Origin of the sequence: Luteimicrobium xylanilyticum (genome assembly GCF_009429125.1) — a bacterium.
GTDB lineage: Bacteria > Actinomycetota > Actinomycetes > Actinomycetales > Cellulomonadaceae > Luteimicrobium > Luteimicrobium xylanilyticum.
The window spans coordinates 341,576-360,381 of the sequence record NZ_CP045529.1 but is presented as its reverse complement, the minus strand read 5'-3'; the positions used below and the strand labels follow the sequence as shown (position 1 = coordinate 360,381).

Annotated in this window: 17 protein-coding genes; 9 read left to right on the top strand and 8 right to left on the bottom strand. The window is 72.3% G+C overall.

Going from position 1 to position 18,806, the window contains the following annotated elements:
• The first annotated feature begins 9 nt into the window (after positions 1–9).
• The 3 genes from KDY119_RS01575 to KDY119_RS01565 are packed head-to-tail and all read left to right on the top strand — an operon-like array spanning position 10 to position 2,311.
• The gene (locus tag KDY119_RS01575; protein ID WP_036954434.1) at positions 10–735 is read left to right on the top strand and encodes a hypothetical protein; all 726 of its coding nucleotides are present in this window, start codon (positions 10–12) and stop codon (positions 733–735) included.
• Complete coding sequence (locus tag KDY119_RS01570; RefSeq protein WP_051136910.1) at positions 732–1,550, top strand: mechanosensitive ion channel family protein; 819 nt, start codon at positions 732–734, stop codon at positions 1,548–1,550. Before KDY119_RS01575 ends, KDY119_RS01570 begins: the two co-directional genes overlap by 4 nt.
• Positions 1,550–2,311, top strand: coding sequence for a potassium channel family protein (locus tag KDY119_RS01565; RefSeq protein WP_083891189.1), 762 nt, complete (start codon positions 1,550–1,552; stop codon positions 2,309–2,311). Before KDY119_RS01570 ends, KDY119_RS01565 begins: the two co-directional genes overlap by 1 nt.
• Here KDY119_RS01565 and KDY119_RS01560 read toward each other — a convergent pair.
• From KDY119_RS01560 to KDY119_RS01540, 5 genes are all read right to left on the bottom strand, one after another.
• Positions 2,294–4,954, bottom strand: a complete 2,661-nt coding sequence (locus KDY119_RS01560; protein WP_036954432.1) for a LuxR C-terminal-related transcriptional regulator — start codon at positions 4,952–4,954, stop codon at positions 2,294–2,296. The two genes, KDY119_RS01565 and KDY119_RS01560, sit on opposite strands and share 18 nt — an antisense overlap.
• A 70-nt stretch (positions 4,955–5,024) precedes the next feature.
• Positions 5,025–6,446, bottom strand: coding sequence for a DUF1254 domain-containing protein (locus KDY119_RS01555; protein WP_051136909.1), 1,422 nt, complete (start codon positions 6,444–6,446; stop codon positions 5,025–5,027).
• A gap of 27 nt (positions 6,447–6,473) precedes the next feature.
• A complete protein-coding gene (locus KDY119_RS01550) occupies positions 6,474–7,877 on the bottom strand; it encodes a DUF1214 domain-containing protein (protein WP_036954431.1) in 1,404 nt (467 codons plus the stop codon).
• 77 nt (positions 7,878–7,954) lie between these two features.
• On the bottom strand, positions 7,955–9,277 hold the full coding sequence (locus KDY119_RS01545) for an MFS transporter (RefSeq protein WP_153021838.1): 1,323 nt from the start codon (positions 9,275–9,277) through the stop codon (positions 7,955–7,957).
• A 50-nt stretch (positions 9,278–9,327) separates the two neighbouring features.
• Positions 9,328–11,076, bottom strand: coding sequence for a SulP family inorganic anion transporter (locus KDY119_RS01540; protein WP_227994464.1), 1,749 nt, complete (start codon positions 11,074–11,076; stop codon positions 9,328–9,330).
• 131 nt (positions 11,077–11,207) lie between these two features.
• On the opposite strand from KDY119_RS01540, the gene KDY119_RS01535 reads away from it, so the two are divergent.
• Genes KDY119_RS01535 through KDY119_RS01525 form a run of 3 tightly spaced genes read left to right on the top strand, consistent with a single transcriptional unit; the run spans position 11,208 to position 12,493 of the window.
• Entirely contained in the window at positions 11,208–11,627 is a 420-nt protein-coding gene (locus KDY119_RS01535) for a DUF6325 family protein (RefSeq protein WP_051136908.1), read from the top strand.
• A 32-nt stretch (positions 11,628–11,659) separates the two neighbouring features.
• Complete coding sequence (locus KDY119_RS01530) at positions 11,660–12,001, top strand: SHOCT domain-containing protein (protein ID WP_036954427.1); 342 nt, start codon at positions 11,660–11,662, stop codon at positions 11,999–12,001.
• Between the two features lie 9 nt (positions 12,002–12,010).
• Entirely contained in the window at positions 12,011–12,493 is a 483-nt protein-coding gene (locus KDY119_RS01525; protein WP_036954425.1) for a DUF1269 domain-containing protein, read from the top strand.
• A 31-nt stretch (positions 12,494–12,524) separates the two neighbouring features.
• Here KDY119_RS01525 and KDY119_RS01520 read toward each other — a convergent pair whose 3' ends face one another.
• A complete protein-coding gene (locus tag KDY119_RS01520) occupies positions 12,525–13,121 on the bottom strand; it encodes a TetR-like C-terminal domain-containing protein (protein WP_083891187.1) in 597 nt (198 codons plus the stop codon).
• A 95-nt stretch (positions 13,122–13,216) separates the two neighbouring features.
• On the opposite strand from KDY119_RS01520, the gene KDY119_RS01515 reads away from it, so the two are divergent.
• Positions 13,217–14,140 carry an AvrD family protein gene (locus KDY119_RS01515; protein ID WP_036954422.1) on the top strand — a complete coding sequence of 308 codons (924 nt, stop codon included), beginning with the start codon at positions 13,217–13,219 and terminating at the stop codon, positions 14,138–14,140.
• Positions 14,137–14,730: a hypothetical protein gene (locus tag KDY119_RS01510; RefSeq protein ID WP_051136907.1), complete on the top strand. Its 594-nt coding sequence runs from the start codon at positions 14,137–14,139 to the stop codon at positions 14,728–14,730. The genes KDY119_RS01515 and KDY119_RS01510 overlap by 4 nt, the downstream gene beginning before the upstream one ends.
• A gap of 144 nt (positions 14,731–14,874) precedes the next feature.
• Here KDY119_RS01510 and KDY119_RS01505 read toward each other — a convergent pair whose 3' ends face one another.
• On the bottom strand, positions 14,875–16,233 hold the full coding sequence (locus tag KDY119_RS01505) for an MFS transporter (RefSeq protein WP_083891185.1): 1,359 nt from the start codon (positions 16,231–16,233) through the stop codon (positions 14,875–14,877).
• Entirely contained in the window at positions 16,233–17,552 is a 1,320-nt protein-coding gene (gene guaD, locus KDY119_RS01500; protein WP_036954421.1) for a guanine deaminase, read from the bottom strand. The genes KDY119_RS01505 and guaD overlap by 1 nt, the downstream gene beginning before the upstream one ends.
• Before the next feature lie 180 nt (positions 17,553–17,732).
• On the opposite strand from guaD, the gene KDY119_RS01495 reads away from it, so the two are divergent.
• The gene (locus tag KDY119_RS01495) at positions 17,733–18,707 is read left to right on the top strand and encodes an FUSC family protein (RefSeq protein ID WP_153021837.1); all 975 of its coding nucleotides are present in this window, start codon (positions 17,733–17,735) and stop codon (positions 18,705–18,707) included.
• Positions 18,708–18,806: the final 99 nt, after the last annotated feature.

The following is an 18,806-nucleotide window of genomic DNA, read 5'->3' as shown; positions in this document are numbered from 1 at the left end:
CCTGCGCGCATGACCCACGAACCGCCGCCGACGCACGGTGGACCGGACGGCCCGTCCGGTCCCGCCGTGCGCCGGCGCATGTTCCAGGGGTCGGGTGCCGGCCTCGCCGGCTTCCTCTTCTCGGTCCTGTTCACCTGGGGCTTCGTCCTCCTCGACCACGGCCCCGGTCGTACCGCCGACGACGCCGCCCTGGTCGCGTACTACCAGGGCTCCGGCGGGACGTCGCTCATCGTCGCGGGCTTCTACCTGGTGCCGTTCGCGGGACTGAGCTTCCTGTGGTTCATGGCCGCCTCCCGCCACCGGATCAGCGAGCTCACGCTGCGCGAGGACCCCCTCCTCGCGACCGTGCAGCTCGCGTCGGGCATCGTGTTCGTCGCGATGTTCTTCGTGGCCGCGGCTGCCGCCGTCTCCGGGGTCACGGCCGTGCGCGTAGGCGACCTCGCCAGCACCGGGGTGGCCGGCGCGACCCGGACCATGCTCACCTACGGCGACGCGCTCCTGATGATCTTCGGGTTCCGCATGGCCGGGGTCTTCATCCTCGCGTCCACGACGCGGGCGCTGCGGGCCCACCTGTTCCCCCGCTGGTTCTCCCTGCTGAGCTACCTCGCCGTGGCGGTGCTCCTCTTCTCCCTGAGCTACCTGCGCTGGATCGTCCTCATCATCCCCGTGTGGGTCGTCGTCGCGGCCGCGATCATCCTGTTCCGGCGGATCGTCGGGCAGAGGGCCGAGGCATGAGCCTCGGCTCGTGGATCGACTTCGACTCGATCTCCGGCTGGACCGTCGTCTGGCTCGTCGTGACGGGGGTCGCGACGTGGCTGGCCGCGCGCTACGGCCGTCGCGCCGTCGGGCGGGTGCTCGGCCGCGTGGACGGGCTGAGCGACAACTACTCCGTCACCGCGGCCCGCATCGCGGGATACCTCGTCGTGCTGCTCGGGATCGGGATCGCCCTGACGATCCTGGGCTCCGACGTTCAGCCACTGCTCGCCATCGTCCTCATCGTGGGTATCGTCGCGTTCCTCGCGCTCCGTGGCGTCGCCGACAACTTCGGCGCGAGCCTCGTCCTCCAGACCCGCAAGCCCGCGCACCTGGGCGACATGGTCGAGTCGCTCGAGCACACGGGCACCGTGGTCGAGCTCAACGGCAGGTCGGTGGTGCTGCGTACCTTCGACGGACGGCTCGTCCACCTCCCCAACGGCAAGGTCCTGTCCGAGCCGCTCGTCAACCGCACCTCGACGACGGGCAACCGGTCCGAGATAGAGATCCGCACGACCGCGCTCGACCACGTCGCCACGCTGCGCGACCCGCTCCTCGCCACGACCCGGCACACCGCGGGCGTCCGGCCCGACCCGCCGCCCGACCTGGTGTGGGTCGGGAGCACGCCCAACCGGCTCGTCGGGCGTCTGCGTCTGTGGCACGCACCGGCCGACGGAACCTCCGTCGCGTCGGCCGTCGCCCTGGGCGCCTCCGAGGCGCTGCGGGAGGCGGGACTCGCCGCGAGCCTGAGCGCTCCCCCGCTGCCGGCCGCGCTCTCGCCCGCACCGGAGTTGTGATGCCCGACGACGCAGCCCGGCCCTGGTGGCACGGCCCCTTCGCCGCGCTGCGCCAGGCTGTCCGGCGGACGGACGACTTCGTCCTCGTCCTCGTCCTGCTCATCACGAGCTACGTGCTGTTCGCAGCGAGCGGGCAGGGCCTCGTCCGTGCCGTCGTGATCGTGCTCTACGCCCTGACGTTCGTCATCGCGTTCCGGGCCACCGGGCCGTCGAGGCGCCAGCAGGTCGCGCTCGCGGTGACGTGCGTCGCAGCGGTCGTCGTCGTGGGGCTCGCATACCTGCTCCTCCCCGAGGCGGACGCTGACGGCATCGCGAACGTCTTCGTCACGGCGATGCTGCTCGTCACCCTGGTCTCGACGCTCAGCAGAGTGCTGCGCCACCGGCGCGTGACCCTCCAGACCATCGCCGGCGCGCTGAGCGCGTACCTCCTCGTCGGGATGATGTTCAGCACGGTCTTCGCGGTGGTCTCGTGGCTCGGACCGCACCCCTTCTTCGCGGGCGGCGGGAACGAAGACCTCCGGTCGTTCCAGTACTTCTCGTTCAGCACCCTCACGACGACCGGGTACGGCGACCTCGCACCGCTGAGTCCAGCGGGGCGCGCGCTCGCGAACATGGAGTCGCTCGCCGGGCAGATCTTCCTCGCGACGCTCGTCGCTCGTCTCGTCGCCTCGTACCGGATGCTCCCTCGCCGGGACCCTGACGACGACTCCACCGGCGACGCGACGCCCACGCGCGGCGACGGCTCAGGCGCCGGCCAGTAGCCCGCGCTCGAACGCGATCCGCACCGCGTCCCGTCGTCCGCTGACGCCGAGCTTCCGGTAGATCGCGCGCTGGTGGGTCTTCACGGTGTTGACGGACACGAACAGCGCCGCGGCGATGTCCGCCGCCGTCATGGGCGAGCGCAGGTAGAGGAGAACCTCGTTCTCCCGCTCGGTGAGCTCCCAGTACGCCGCGGTCCGGCGCGTGTCGTCCCGGGAGGCGAGCGCGCTGAGCCTGGCGCCCACGAACGCCTCGTGCTGCGTCCCCCAGGTGAGGTGCGCCCCCAGCAGGGCGGCAAGCTCGGGCCCGCGCTCGCCGAAAGGACGAAGAATCCCTCGCTCCTCCCCCGCGTCGAGCGCTGTCTCGAGCGACTCGTGCGCCTGCCGCGCGTCACCGGCGGCGTGGTGCAGGAGCGCGGTCGTCAGGTCGAAGGTGACCGAGAGCTCGGCGTGCCGCAGCTGCCGGGGCACGGCCTCCAGGGTGCGCCACGCCTCGTCGAAGAGGCCCGCGCGGCGGTAGACGTCGGCCTCCCAGACCCTGACCACCCCCATGCGGGGACACGGACCCAGATCCCGAAGGATCGCCACGGCCCCGCGGACGTCACCCGCCTCCACGAGCACCCGGGCCTCGATGACCCTCGCCACGTCGACGATCGTCGGTTCGAGCTCGTGCAGGTTCGCACGCTCCGCGACGGCGGCGCGCGCCTCCGCCAGGCCCCCGGCGTCTCCGGAGGCGAAGCTCACAGCCATGAGCACGACGGCGGCTCGCAGCCCCACCACGCGGCTCCGTGTCCGCGTGAGCCTGATCGCCTGCCGTAGCGCGCTCGCCGCCTCGTCGAACCGGTCGTGCGCGTGGGCCACGAGACCGAGCGCGACGAACGCCGGCGCGATCGCCGTCGAGTCGTTCCATCCGAGCCTCTCGGCACGGCGCAGCACATCGAGCGCAACCCTCTGAGCCGCCTCGACGTCGCCGGTTCCGAACAGCGCAACGGCACTCTCGGCGAGGCACGACACCTCGATCGTGACACTCCCGGCCTCGGCTGCGAGCCGCGCCCCCTCCCGCAGGTGCACGAGGGCTGCCGCGTCGTCGTAGGCAAGCCTCGCCTCGGCGCTGCCCACGAGGTAACAGGCGAGCGCCCGCGTCGACGAGGCCAGCCGCTCGCTCGCCTGCAGGAGGGACCGACCTCCGGCGAGCGCTGCGTGCCGATCGGTCGGCGAGCCGTTCTCCCGTGCCACGTACAGCGTGACCAGCGCCTCGGCGACGTCGAACGCGGCCCGACGCTCGCCAGGGAGCCGATCGCGGCGCTCACGGGCCACTGTCAAGAGGGTGTCAGCGGACGGGTCGCCGTCGAGGACGCGGCACGCGGCCTCGACGAGGACGATGTCCGCGGCGTCGCGCTCCGGCCCGCTGACCGCGTCGACGAGCTTGCGGAGGGTCCCTGTCTCGCCCGCGACGAAGGCATCGGACCATCCGGCCAGCAGCAGGCGGGACGCGAGCTCCGGCACGCCGGCGGTCGCGGCGTGCGTCACTGCTTCGGCAAGGTCGGACGAGGCGAGCGCCAGCGCCGCGGTGCGGTGGACGCGCCCGAAGCGCGCCGGGTCGGACCGGCGCAGGACGTCCTGGCACTGGGCGGCGAACAGCTCGTGCCAGCGGTACGAGGTGGAGAGGCCCGCACGTTCGAAGGCTGCGAGGAACAGCCCCGAGCGCACGCACTGGTCGAGCAGCGCCGGGCCCCGATCGCCGTGCAGGGCGCGCGCGAGGTCGGCGTCGATGCGGCGAACCGCAGTCGCATCGAGGACGAACGCGGCGACGTCCGGTTCCAGGGTCCCCACCACCTCCTCGAGCAGGTAGTCCGCGAGGGGCATGGACGTCACGGCGAGCTCGCGGATACGGGCACCGGGGTCAGGAGCGTCACGGAGCGCGAGGCCCGTCAGCCGAACCGCGGCCGGCCACCCCGCGGTGGTCCGCGCGAGCTCGTGGATCGCTGCGACGTCGACCTCGAGCCCGAGCTCCGCGACGACGAGCGCGACCTGGTCCTCCTCGAACGCGAGGTCCTCGCGCCGGAGGACGCCGAGGTCGCCGGCCGCGCGGAGCCGTTGCACCGGGAGCGGAGGGTCGTACCGGGCTGCGACGACGAGATGCGCGCCGGCCGGGAGGTACCGCGCCAGGCCCGCGAGCAGATCGCGGGCCTCCGGGGTGTGCAGCACGTGCACGTCGTCGAGGACCAGCACGAGCGGCTCCCCGAGCTGCTCGATGGCAACCAGCAGGGCGTCCACGTGCGACTGGCGCAGTCGCGCCCCCGCGCCGGGGGGACGGAGGTCGCGCAGCGCTGTCCGCGCAGGGGCCCCAGCCACGGCGGGCGGCTCGGGGAAGGCGGCCCGCAGCGAGGCCAGGAGCCCCCCGAAGAGACGACGGGGGTCGTCGTCGAACGGATCCAGCGACAGCCAGGCGACGGCGCGCGTCTCCTTGGCGGCCCACTGGGCGAGCGCCGTCGTCTTGCCGTATCCCGCCGGCGCAGACACCACCACGACCCGGTGGTCCCGGGTCAACGTGTCGAGTCGCTGCCGCAGCGCTGGCCGGTCGACCGTACGCGCCATCGCGTGCGGCACCGTGATCTTGACGCTGGGGTGCCCTGCCCCTGTCATGGCTCGAAAGTACCGACGGCTCCGCCGGCACGCGCGGCGAACGCCTGTCCCCCGCGCGCGGAGGGTCAGTTCAGTCGACGCGCACCGGGTCGTCGGGGATCCACGAGCCGTCGTAGAACGGCAGCGTCGGTCCGTAGAGCCGCAGGTTCAGCAGGTAGCCCTCCTCGGGGTTGGTGCGCAGCCAGTTCGCCTCGGGGACCCCGTCCGGACGCTGAGGACCGAGGTAGAGGTCGAACGAGCCGTCGTCGTTGGCGGTGACGCGGCCGTCGAGCGAGTTGATCGACGGGAACGGCTGGCCGTTCCTGATCATCGTGCCGTCGGTCGGGTCGTAGATGGTGACGGACCAGAACAGCCGGGCCGGCGGGTGCGGCGGCAGGTGCAGCCGGTAGGACCGCTCGCCCGACAGGTAGTCGCCGTCCGCGTCGAAGAACGTGCTCGGGTACTTCGACCCGCCGCCGACGACCGTCTTCGCCATCGCCGGGCTCGCCGAGTACGCGATGAGGAAGTAGCTCTGGATCATGTCCAGGCTCAGGTAGCTGTTCGCCCGGAAGAGCTCGTCGAGGTCGGGCCAGCCGTTGACCCAGCGGCGGCGCACCTCACCGGTGTAGTACTCGCGGTCCGGGAACGAGTCGGGTGTCGTGTTGACCGCGACGGACAGCCTGGGTGCGACCTCGGCGGCGGCCTGCAGGATCTCGCGCAGGTGGTCGTCCGGGGCGAACGGCTGCCCCTTGATGATGCCGAGCGACGCCATCTGCCCGCGCAGGTACATCTCCCCCGAGTCGACGGGCTCGTATTCGATGAGCTCGGCGAGCCTGTCGAAGTACGTCGCGTCGCGCGGGAAGAGCATGTCGAGGTCGACCCCCGACGCGTCGGGGAACTCCATGCGCTCCCACCGCGCCGGGTTGCTCTCGCGCAGCGGGTAGATCAGCGTCTGCTCGAGCGTCTCCACCGCCTTGGCCGGGTCGGGGCCGTCCGGACCCGGGGTCAGAAACGCCCGCCAGAACAGGAACACGTTGTACGTGGACGAGTGCAGCACGTAGTAGCCGTCGGGGATCGGGCCGTCGAAGTGCGGCGGCACGAGCAGGTACTGGCCGCCCTGGCCGCGGTCCGGACCCACCATCCCGACGTCGCTCAGCGGGTGCTGCCAGAAGTCGCTCAGCATGCCCAGGATCCCCGGCGGTGCCTGCACGACGAGCGGGCCGTCCGCCTTGAGGTCGAGGTAGGACATCGCGTACACGACGTCCGCGTTGGGCGTCGGGACCTTGCACCGCGCGTCCATGCGCGACTTCCAGATCGGCAGCACGTTGTAGCCGGAACCGAACACGGCCTGCGACCCGTCGCGGATCGCCACCATGTTCACCGCCGGCATCGCGCCCAGGTACACCTGCATCGCGCGCTCGAAGAAGTGCTCGTCGAGCAGGGTCCTGCGGTCCTCGTCGGACAGGTACTTGCGCTCGAGCGAGATCGTCCTGAGGTCGTCCCAGCGTGCCATCGTCTTCTCCTCCTTGGTTTCCGTTGCTCAGTCGTCCACACGGTGGAAGTCAGGCAGGTGCCAGCTCCCGTCGAAGGTCGGGCCCTGCGGTCCGTAGATGCGGAAGTAGACGAACCAGCCGACGCCCGGCGCCGTCCGGATCCAGTGCGCGGCGTCGACCGGGTCGGCGGGCGCCTCGGGCCCGAAGTACAGCCGGACGCTCCCGGTCTCGCCCACGTCGGCGAGCTCGACGAGGGACCGCAGCGCCGCCTTGCCCTGCTCGGTCGACAGCTCCGAGCGGGTGCGCGCGTCGTACACCGTGACGGACCAGAACAGGCCGGCCGGGACGGGCAGCGGCACGTCGAGCGTGTACGACCCGCCGCCGTCGAGGTACGCGCCCGTCTCGTCGCGCAGGCCCAGCCAGTACAGCGACCCGGCGCCGGGCTGACGCGCGAACATCGCGGGCGACTCGATCTGCGCCTGGTAGAACCACTTCTCGCGCGCATAGAGATCCGTGTAGCCGGGGGCCTCGAAGCGTCCGCTCTCAGGTTGCAGGACAGCCCACTCCCAGTGCGTGCCGTCCCAGACCTGACGCTCGGGGCGGCGGTCCGCGAACGACTGGGCCGCGAGCTGCGCGTGCCCCGCGCGGGCCGCGTGCTCGAGGATCCCGGCCAGCCGCGCGTCGGGCTCGAAGGGCTTGCCCGCCTCGATCCCGAGGGCAGCGAGCTCGCCGTACGCGAAGCGATACTCCGGGTTCGACGGGTTCGCGTCGAGCGTCTCGCGCAGCACACGCCAGTAGTCGAGCCCGAGCTCCCAGGGCACAGGGGAGAAGTCGAGACCGTCCTCCTCCGACAGGTTCACCCAGTCGATCGGCCAGTCCCCGGACGACCCACCGAGCGGGTAGACCTGGACGGACTTCATGAGCTCGATCGCGCCGGCCACGTCGCCGTGCTGCGGCAACGCCCGGACGAGCACGAGCACGCGATCGGTCGTCGCGTGCGCCGCGTAGACGCCGTCGGGCACGTCGCCCTCCCAGCCGGGCGGCAGCAGCGCGTGACGCCCGCCGGCAGCCTTGGCGGGGCCCGGGAGGCCGAGGTCGAGGACCCAGAGCTGGTTGAGATCGTTCGCGGTGCCCATGAGCACGCCGGGCGGGATGTCGACGACGACGGGCCCGTCGGACAGGTCGACCGTGACGCCCGAGTAGGGCGTGTCCGAGTTGGCGGTGAACACGACCTGCCGTGGCGTCCCCTCGAGCAGCGCGAAAGCCTCGTTCGGCACGACGCCGCCCGCGAGGTTCCCCCGCCAGGTCGCCTCGAGCGAGACCGTCGGGTAGAAGAACCGGTAGCACCAGATCGCGCGGACGAGGTCGGCCTCGTCGTGGGCGCGGGCTGCGGTCTCGGGAGTCGGGTAGCCCCCGACGAAGGCGTAGTCGTCGTCCGACACGATGCCCATCCGTCGCTCCTTGGTCCGGGAGCCGCCCTACGCGGCCCCTGCTCGACCACCGTGCTCCCGGAGCCCGGGACCGCGCCTCATCCTCGGGGCATGATCGAGGGCACGTGCGCGTGCGCGGCACGGTCCCGCCGTCGGGCGCGCGGCACGAGCACTGCGAGCACGACGACGGACGCGACCGCTCCCGCGACCGCCGCCAGCCAGTTCACGCCGTTGAAGCTCGACGCGTCCGCGAGCACGCCCGCGAGCAGGCAGCCGACGGCCGCACCGACCGCGGACGCCGCGAAGTAGTAGCCCTCGGCCTCGGTCGCGCTCGACGGCGAGAGCCGCACCGCGAGCGACGACGCCGCCACCCGCGGGATCGGCGTGCCCTGCGTCGCGACCAGCATCGCGAGCGCGGCGACCACGAGCACCGGGGTCGTGAACAGCCCGACGACAGCCATCGCCAGCGCCCCGACCGCCCGCACGACGGTCCCGACGACGTACACGTCCAGGTCGGAGCGCCGGACGATCCACGCACCCGACGCGACGATCACGGGGATGTTGAGCAGTCCGGAGAGCGCGAGCAGCCCCGACGTCTGGGCGGCGCTGAAGCCATAGGTGGCGGGCATGACGTTCGCGAGCTGGCTGGTCAGGCCGTTGTTGCCGATGGAGCTGACGACCACGACGATCAGGAAGGTCCCGAACACCGAGGCGAGCACGCGCCCACGACGCCCACGACGCTCCGCCTCCCTCGCCGCACCCGTCGGCGCGCCGGGCTCCGGGCTCTCCTCCCCCGGTTCGTCGTGCGCGCGCACCGCCGCGGCGAGCCGCTCGGCCGGGCGGGCCGTCGTCGGCCACGTCACGAGCGCCAGCACCCCGACGACCGCGGCGGCCAGCCAGAACACCGCGGCCGTCCCCCAGTGCGCGAGCTGGGCCAGGGCGACCGCTGCGGACCCGACGAACTGCCCCACGGGGTACGCGAGGCTGAACGACACGTACTGCCGGGCGGCGACGTCGTCGGGCAGGCCGGACCCGACGACGAACGCCGGCCCGATGGTTCCCTGGGTCGCGTACGCCGCGCCGATCAGGAGCCCGAACACGGGCGACCAGCGGGCCGTGGTGGCGTCGGCCGCCAGCAGGACGTAAGCGCCGGCCATGGCGAGCAGGGACACGAGGTACCAGACCCGGTGCGTGCCGTGCCGGTCGGCGACCCGGCCGACCCACGGGCCGACGACGGCGGCCACCGAGATCACCGCGAACACGATGCCCACGCGCGCCGCCGAGCCGGTCACGGCCGTCACGAACGGGGGGACGAGCAGCGTGAGGAACCCCCCGGTCGCCGCGCCCGCCGCGACGTTCGAGATCATCCACGGCTCGACGCGCCGGTACCGGACGCCCCCGTCCGCTCCGTCGTGGGTCATGCGTCCCTCCCGTCCGCCTCGTTCCCCGCGAAGTACCCCTCCCTGAGGGCCTACGTCGCAGGGAGGGAGGCGACGGCGTCGTCCACGTCCCGGAACACGGGCGGCTGCTCGTCCCGGTCGAGCGCGGCGCGGAGCTCGTCCCGCACCTGCCCGACGTCGCGCGCCACGGCGAGCCGCGCACCCTGCCGCGCCAGGTCCGTCTGGAGGGTCGCGAGCATCTCCGCGGCGTCGACGTCGACGAAGGGCACGGTCGCGGCGTCGACGACGACGAGCCGCGGGTGCTGCTGCGCCACCAGCGCACGGACCGCGGACCGCACCCGGTCGGCGTTCGCGAAGAACAGCCCCGACTCGGGCCGGACGACGAGCACGCCGTCGACCGGGTGGGCGGGACGTCCGAGCTGCGAGGCGCGCTCGGCGTCGACCCACGCGCCCGCGTCGTCCCGGACGAGCACCGCGACCCGCGCGTGGGACGCCCGCACGAGGAGCAGCAGCAGCGAGAGGATGATGCCGATCACGAGGCCAGGCAGCGTGTCAAACAGGAGCACGCCGAGCGCGGCCGCGAGCGCCGCGTAGAAGTCGTAACGTGCCGCGGTGCCGTAGAGCGTGCGAACGGTCGGGGTGGCGAGGCGCCACAGGCGACGCAGCGCCTCGACGTCGACGAGCTCGATCACTGCGGCGATCACGACGGCCGCGAGCGTCGCCTCGGGGAGCGACTCGAACAGGGGCGTGAGGAACAGGAGGGTGAGCAGGGTGAGGACCGCAGCGGTGAGCCCGGACACCTGGCTCTTGGCACCCGAGCTGCCGTTGACGGCCGTCTTGGAGAGCGACCCGTTGACGACCATGCCGGACGCGAGACCCGAGCCGATGTTCGCGGCGCCCATGCCGAGGAGCTCACGGTTGGGGTCGATGTCGTAGCCCTCCCGCGCCGCGTACGTCTTGGCGGCGCCGAGCGCCTCCGCGAACCCGATCAGCATGACCCCGACGCACGGACCGATCAGGTCGGTGTACTGGGTCCAGGTCGCGCCGGGCAGGCCGAGCGCGGGCAGGCCCGAGTCGATGTGCCCGACGATGTCGACGCCGTGGTCGTCGAGGTGGAAGACCTTGACCGCGAGAACCCCGATGACCACGACGACCAGCGAGCCGGGGACCTTCGGCGCGACGCGCTTGAGCACGAGCAGGACGGCCAGGCAGCCGACGGCGAGGGCCGCCGTCGTCCACTGGATGTCCCCGAGCTCGGTGAGGATGTGCCAGAGCTTCTCGAAGAAGTTGCCGTCGCCCTTGTCGACGCCGAGGGCGGCCGGGACCTGCCCGATGATGATCGTGAGCGCGAGCCCGATGATGAAGCCCTTGAGCACCGGCTCGGAGATGAAGGACGCGAGGAAGCCGAGCCTCGCGATCCCGGCGACGACGCACAGCAGCCCCGTCACCAGGGCGACGGCCGTCGTGAGGGTCACGAACAGCGCGTCGTCTCCCTTGGCGAAGGCTCCGACCACGCTCGCGGACAGGGCCGCCGTCGCCGACATGGGCCCGACGATCAGGTGGCGCGAGCTGCCGAAAGCCGCGTACAGGATGAGCGACGGGACCGCGGCGTACAGACCGACCACCGGGGAGACGCCTGCGATGCCCGCGTAGGCCAGCGACTCCGGGACGAGCACCGCCCACACCGTGAGACCGGCGACGACGTCGCCGCGCAGCCACGACCTCCGGTAGCCCTGCAGCGACCCGAACACCCACCATGCGTGCGGCGGCGCGGGCGAGGGCGGTGGGGCGGCGCTGGCGTGCGGGGCGGTCGCGGTCACGTCACCCACCATCGCGCGCACCCCGGGGACGCGGATCACCCGCCAGGGATGAGCCGGACGACGACGGCACGGGTGAGGCTGGGGTCGAGGGGCGCTGCGCCGGCGCCCCGGTCTTCGACGAGAGGAACGCGATGAGCGACACCATCTACGGCCCGGCGGACTTCTACGCGATCAGTCTCCCGAACGGCGACGTCGACGACGCCGTGCGCCAGGCCGTCGTCGAGCTGCTGGGGAACGACGCGATCACGGTCGTGGACCTGCTCGTCGTGCGCAAGGGCGAGGACGGCACGGTCGACGCGGGCGAGCTCGCGGAGGGCGTCGTGCCCGGCGTGGACGAGCTCGGCGAGACGGGCGCGCAGCTCGCGAGCGAGGAGGACGTCGAGGCCGTCGCCGAGCTGCTCGAGCCGGGGAGCGCCGCGCTCGTCGCGGTGATCGAGCACACGTGGGCACGCGGCCTCGTCGAGGCGCTCGGCAAGGCCGGCGCGGAGGTCGTGCTCGCGGAGCGGATCCCCGCCGAGGTCGTCAACGCCAGCGCCGAGTCCCTCGGCTGACCCACCCAGACCCGTCGACGAAGGAGCAGACCATGATCGGACGAGCCAGGATCGGACGCGGCGGCCTCATCGGGACCGCCGCCCGCACCGCGGTCATCGCGGGCACCGCGACCGCGACCACCGGAGCGATGGCACGCCACCAGCAGCGCAGGGCGTACGAGCAGCAGGCCGAGTACCAGGCGCAGCAGGCCGCTCCCCAGCCCGTCTACGCGGAGCCCGTCCAGGCCGCGCCGGCGCCGGAGCAGGTCGAGGCCGCTCCCGCGGGAGGCGGCGACGACCTGTACGCCCAGCTCCAGCAGCTCGGCCAGCTCCACGCCCAGGGCATCCTGAGCGACGAGGAGTTCGCGCAGGCCAAGGCGAAGATCCTCGGCTGAGGAGGCGACATGACGACGTTCACGGTCTGGAAGTACGACGACGCCGGCCGGGCCGACGAGGCCGAGCGGATCCTGCGGGACGCCGCACACGAGGGGCTCGTCGAGATCCACGACACCGCCGTCGTGTCGTGGCCGCAGGGCGACGCCCGCCCCACGACGCACCACGGTCACGAGGACACCAAGAAGGGCACCGGCTGGGGCGCGCTGTGGGGGTTCGTGTTCGGGCTGCTGTTCTTCATGCCGCTCATCGGTGCGGCCGCGGGCGCAGCGATCGGCGCGGCGTCGAAGTCGCTGAACGGGCTGGGGATCAAGGAGTCGGATCTCGACACGCTCCGGGCCCAGATCACGCAGGGCACGTCCGCGCTGTTCGCGGTCACGGAGGGGGCTGACCTCGACCGGCTCGGTGAGCGGGTGCACGGGCTCGGCGGCAGCCTGATCCTCACGAACCTCACCGACGCGGAGAAGAAGAACCTGCTCGAGGTGGTGGACTGACGTCGGCCTCGGCCGCGTGGGTGCGTCTCGCCTACGCGGCCGGGGTCAGCGCCCCGAGCAGCACCAGCACCGCGCGGGTCGTGGAGCGCGCCAGCGCCTCGTCGACCGGCTCCGAGCCCGGCAGCAGCGAGCGCGCCATGATGGGGCCGACGAGCATGTCGCAGATGAACGGGACGTCCTCGTAGCCCGCGATCTCGCCACGTTCGACGGCGGCCTCCAGGACGTCGGCGACGCGCGCCCGCCGCGGCAGGATGAACTGGCTGGCGTACGTCTCGGTCAGGGCCGGGTCGCCCAGGACCGACTCGAGCAGCCCCGACAGGTTCTTGCTCATGAGCGGGTCCGCGAACATCTCGACCTCGGCGAGCTGGAGCGCCATGAGGTCACCCTCGAGCGAACCGGTCTCCTGAGGAGGCTCCGCGCCGAAGTGCCGGCGGATCACGTCGAACGCGAGGTGCGCGATGTTCCGGTACCGCCGGTAGAACGCGGGCCGGGTGGTCCCGATCTCGCTGCAGAGCGCCTCGACCGTCAGCTTCGAGAAGCCTTCGGTCACCATGACCCGTTCAGCGACCTGGAGGAGCGACTCACGGATCGCCGGGTCAAGAGGACGCCCAACCGGCCGAGAAGACATGGAGAGACGGTACCAACTGTTCGTGCTGCGGTGGAACACCGAGTGGCGTAAATCGTGGATAGCATGTCTCGACAGGCCTGCCGAGAGGACGTGCCATGCCTGACGCGCTGCACGACGGGGTCCTGACCAGCCTCGAGGGCCTCCTCGGACCGAGCGAGGGCCGTTACTTCGCGGCGGGCTACCGCACCGTCCGGCACACGATGTCGCCGCCCCGGCACGAGGCCGGCACGTCGAGGGCCACCGCGACGGCCCACTACCCGCATGACTGGTCGACCGACAGGTCGGGCCGGCCCCGCACCCCGCACCTCAGCTCGGTCGACGCGGTCGTCCTGACGACGCTCGCGCTCGAGCGCGAGCTGGGCCCGGACGTCCGCCGGCGCTGGGTCCGCGGCGTCGAGCTGCGAGGCGGCACGGAGCCGTGGTGGGACCTCGACACGATCCCCGTGACCGTCAGCCGCGAGGCCACCGACGACGGCGCACGGTTCCGGGGGCTCGTCGGCAACATCCGGGCCGTCGTGCACGTGGCGGACGACGGGACGCCCGTGGACCGCGAACCGCCCGACGACGGCCCCTCCGTCTACCAGGACGCCTACCGCCGGACGGCGTGCACCACCTGGGTGCACCCGGTCGACCGCGCGGCGCAGGACGTCCGGGCGAACCACGAGTTCGCCGTCGAGGACGACGGGCCGGCGGTCGCTACGGGGATCGAGTCGGCCTATCACCCGGCGCTCACGGTCGTCGACTACCTCGTCACCATGGGCCAGCTCACCCAGGTCCTGGTCTACGAGCTGGCCGGCACCGCGCGGGGCGCCGTCGGGAACCTGTGGATGCGCAGCCTGCGGATCCTCGGCGTCCCCCGTCCGCAGCGGCTCCCCGTGACCCTGACGACGACCACGACGCTGGTCCATGACCGCCTCGTCGCCCGTGGCGGCGCGGGGCTGCACGACGTGCTCGTGCGGTCGGAGTCGTCGAACGGCGTGCAGGCCGAGGCTCGCCTCGCGTGGGGCGAGGTCGCGTGAGCGCGGACGACGACGCAGCGCCCGTGGTGGCCGCGGCGGCGGGACTCCTCGCCGCGCGCCCGTACGCGGAGGTGAACCTCGAGGACGTCGCGGACGCCGCCGGGCTGACCGTCGACGAGGTCCTGGCGCGCGTCGGGGATCTGCACGCGGTCGCGGCGGCGGTCCTCACGGCGGAGGGCGGCAGCATGCGGGCCGCGATGGCGGCCGCACGCGAGCGGTCCGACGACCCGCTGGACGTCCTGGTGACGACGTTCCGCCTGGTCGGGGAGAACATGGCGAGCCGCGTCGAGGTGCGCGCCGGGATGCGCCTCGCCGCCGAGTCGCACCGGCACTTCCCCGAGCGGCACATCGACCCGTACCGCACCTGGCGGGCGTTCGTCGTCGGGCAGCTCGCCGAGGCCGAGGAACGGGAGCTGCTCCGGCCTGGCGTCGACGTCGAGGAGGTCGCCTGGCTGCTGGTCTCGGCGGGGATGGGGACGAAGGGGTTGCTCGAGTTCCGCGACGCGTGGGACGAGGCCCCGCAGCGGCTCGAGGGCGTCGCCGCCACCGCCGTGGGCCTCGTGGCGGCACCGGTGCGCCCCGCACGCTGACGCGACGCCGCAGGTCACGGGATCGAGCGGGTGAAAAACGCGCCGTACTTGCGTTTGACCTCCGTGTTACGGGTTGTCACATATCACAATGGAGACTGTTCTACCTTCGGCCGAGCGACGCAGGGGGTCGCTCGGCCCGCTGTCTCAACCTGCGACCGCTCGTGCGCCTTCGCCCGCCGCACCCGTCACCGTGGCTTCCGCCCGGGGACGCTCGCGCAGGCCCAGGGCGCACAGTGCACCGACGACGAGGACCGCTGGCATGATCCACAGCGCGCCCCGATAGTCCGAGAGGTCCGGGGTCCCGCTCGGCAGCAGCCGTCCAGGGACGGCCTCGAGCACGCCGCCGATGATGAAGCAGAAGCCGTTGACGATCGCCGAGGCGCTGCCGATGAGGTTCGGCGTCACGGACTCCCCCGCGATCGTGAAACCGAGCATGTGCGTGCCCGCGAGCAGGCCGACCGCGAACATCACGACCACGCTCACGCCCTGGGACTGCGCCGGCCCGTAGATGAAGAACGCGACCGCCACGGCCTGCAGGACCAGGCCGTACACAGACGGCCACTTCCGCGAGTGCCAGCGGTTGGAGATCACGTTCACCAGCGGGGCGCCGAGCGCGAGACCGAGCCACGCCAGCGCGGAAAGAACCGCGGCCAGGCCCGCGGACGCGCCACGCGCCTCCTGGACGCGCGGTCCCCACAGGACCCCGACCGCAAGCATCGTGCCGAACGACGTCCCCGCGAACAGCGCCGAGAGCACGACCTGACGGTTCGCGAAGCACTGGCCGAGGTCGTGGACGATCTCCGCGAAGACGTTGCGGCCCGCATGCTCAGCCTTCGCCGCCGCGATCTCCTCGGGGGTCGAGACCGGGTTCCTGACGATGAAGACGAACGCGACGAACAACAGCACGCCGAACGCGCCGAACCCCGCGAGGAGCTGCTCCCAGCTCATCGAGTGCAGCAGCGCCGAGATCGCGGGCTGGCTGACGGCCGAGCCGAGCGACGCGAACATCTGCACCATGCCGAACATCAGCCCGTACTTGGCCGCGACGAACCACTTCCCGCCGACGTAGCCGGCGCCGACGAACCCGAAGGACGAACCGATCGCGAGGACCACCTGGGCTGCCACGAGGGTCCCGAAGTTCGTCGTCGCGGAGTAGAGGAAGGCGCCGGCCGTCACGAAGGCGACGGCGATCGCGAGCAGCGGCCGGGTGCCGTAGCGGTCCAGCAGCGAGCCGGAGAAGAACTGGCAGACCGCGAACGCCCACGTGTAGATCGACGCCGCGATGCTGACTTGGGCGATCGTGAGCGAGGCGTCCTTCTGGATGTCGGGCGAGACGATGCCGTAGCCCGTCTGGATCGCGAAGAGCCACACCACGAACACCGTGGCGAGGACCCAGATGGTCCACGCCTCCGGCCCTCCCAGCCGGTCGTGGGGACGATCCTGGTCGTGCTTGCCGAACATGGAGGTCGTGGCATGCACGTACCCCGCGTGACCCGTGGACATCAGGACTCCTTCCGAGCGTGGACGAGGCGGCCACCCGAGTAGGTGGCGGCGACGGTGCGGTCGTCGGACATGATCGACAGCACGAACAGCAGCTCCTCGGTCGACTCGGCCCGCGCCGAGCGGTAGGCCAGGAGCGGTGTGGCGGCGGGGTCCAGGACGACGAAGTCGGCTTCCTTGCCGACCTCGAGCGACCCGATCTTGTCCTCGAGGTCGAGAGCCCGGGCACCGCCGAGCGTCGCGAGGTAGAACGACTTGAGCGAGTTCATCGGATAGCTCAGGAGCTCCGCGACCTTGTAGGCCTCGTTCATCGTCGCGAGGATCGAGAAGCTCGTGCCCGCCCCGATGTCGGTGCCGAGCCCCACGTGCATGGGGTGCTTCGCGTCCTTCGCGTCGTGCACGTGGAACAGGCCGCTGCCCAGGAAGAGGTTCGACGTCGGGCAGTGCGCGATGGCCGTCTCCGTCTCGCTCACCCGCCGCCGTTCGGAAGCCGTCAGGTGGACGCCGTGGGCGAGGACCGCACGTCGGCCCAGCAGCCCGTAGTGGTCGTAGACGTCGAGGTATCCCTTGCGGTCCGGGAAGAGCGAGTGGACCCACTGGATCTCGCCGAGGTTCTCCGACACGTGGGTGTGCATGAAGGTGCCAGGGCTCTCCTGCCACAGCGTCCCTGCGAGCTCGAGCTGCTCGGGCGTGCTCGTGGGCGCGAACCGCGGCGTGATCGCGTAGAGCTGGCGACCGTTGCCGTGCCACTTCGCGATCAGCGCCTTCGAGTCGTCGTAGCCGGACTGGGCGGTGTCCAGCAGCGCGTCGGGGGCGTTGCGGTCCATGAGGACCTTGCCCCCGATCATCCGCGTGCCGCGACGCTCCGACTCCTCGAAGAAGGCGTCCACCGACTGCGGGTACACCGCGCAGAACGTGACGGCCGTCGTCGTGCCGTTGCGCAGGAGCTCGTCGAAGTAGACGCGCGCGACGTCCGCGGCGTGCCCGGCGTCCGCGAACCGCTGCTCCTCGATGAACGTGTAGTGGTTGAGCCAGTCGATGAGCTGGGACCCGAACGCCCCGATGATGCCCGTCTGCACGTAGTGGACGTGGGTGTCGATGAAGCCCGGACAGATCACGGAGCCCGGCAGGTGCGCGATCTCGACACCTTCCGGGACGTGCTGCCTGGTCTCCTCGTACGGGCCGAACGCCGTGATGAGGCCGTCCTCGCTGACGACGAGCGCGTCCTCGATGTCGACGAGGACGTCGTCCGAGTGGAACGGGTCAGCCTTGAACGAGACGGCGTGCCCCCGGACCGCGGACACGTTTCCTGTGGGAGACATCTGACCTCCTCGGTGCGCACCGGGAAGTGCCTGGACCGGTGCCGGCCGTCGAAGCGGGTGGAGCGGACCACTCCAGCGTGACGCCACGTGCGAGAACGCGCCTCATCACCGGCGGATGATCTGCGCGCGACACCGCTAGGCCCGGGCGCGCGGCACGGGCAGCGATGGTAGGACTGGCTCATGCCGGCGACGACGCGACCCGCGATCGCCTGGTCATGGCACAACGCCGGGCTCGGCCTCGCCTACGCGGTGCCGGCGGTCGTCGTCACCGCGGCCGACCCCTCCGCCGGGCTGGCCTGGGCCGTGGGCGTGATCCCCGCGGCAGCGCTCGGGCTGCCGGGCCCACGGCGTGCCCGCGTGGCCGTCGTGGTCGTGGGCGCCCTGGCCGGTGTCTCGATGGTGCTCGGCTCGCTCGTCTCGGGGACGCCCGCGCTCGCCGTCGCGACGGTGCTCGCGCTCGCCGTGGTCGTCGCCCTCACGACGGCGAACCCACGACGGCGGCTCGCACCCCTCTCGCTCGCCCTCGGGTTGCCGCTCGTCGGTGCCGGTCTGAGCGAGGACCCCGCGTCGGGGGCGGGGGCGGCGCTGCTCATCCTGGCCGGCTCGGTCTACGCGTGGCTGGTCTCGCTGCTCTGGCCGCAGGGCGTGGCACGCGCCCGGGCGCCCCGGCCCGTGCCCGCGCGGTCCGTCATGCTGCGCTACGGCCTGCAGATCGGGGTCGCGGGCGCGGGCGCCGCGGCGATCGGGTTCGCAACGGGCGCCGACCACCCCGGCTGGGCGTGCACCGCGGCGCTCCTCGTGAGCCGGCCCGACGGCGACGCCCTCCACGCCCGCAGCGTCGGCCGCGCGGCCTCGGTGCTGCTGGGCGCGCTCGTCGCCTGCGGGCTCGGGGCGCTCCACCCGCCGAGCGTGGTCGTCGCCGGCCTGGCCGCGGCCGCCCTCGCCGGCGCGTGCGCCACGGTCGGGAGCCGCTGGTACGTCATGCCGTTCTTCTCGACGACGATCGTCCTGTCGATGCTGGTCGCGCGCGGCGACGAAGGGACCGGGCACTGGTTCGCCGAGCGCGTCGGAGAGACGCTCGTCGGGATCGCGCTGGCCCTCGCGGCGGCCTGGGTGGCGGGGTGGATCGTGTCGCGGCCGCCGACCGCCGGCTGACCGCCGGGAACACCGGGACCCGTCCCGCGGTTCGGTTCGTTCGTGGCAAGTACTTCCTCCGACGTCTCCCGCGCGTCCGTGGGCCTGCGCTCCGAGCGC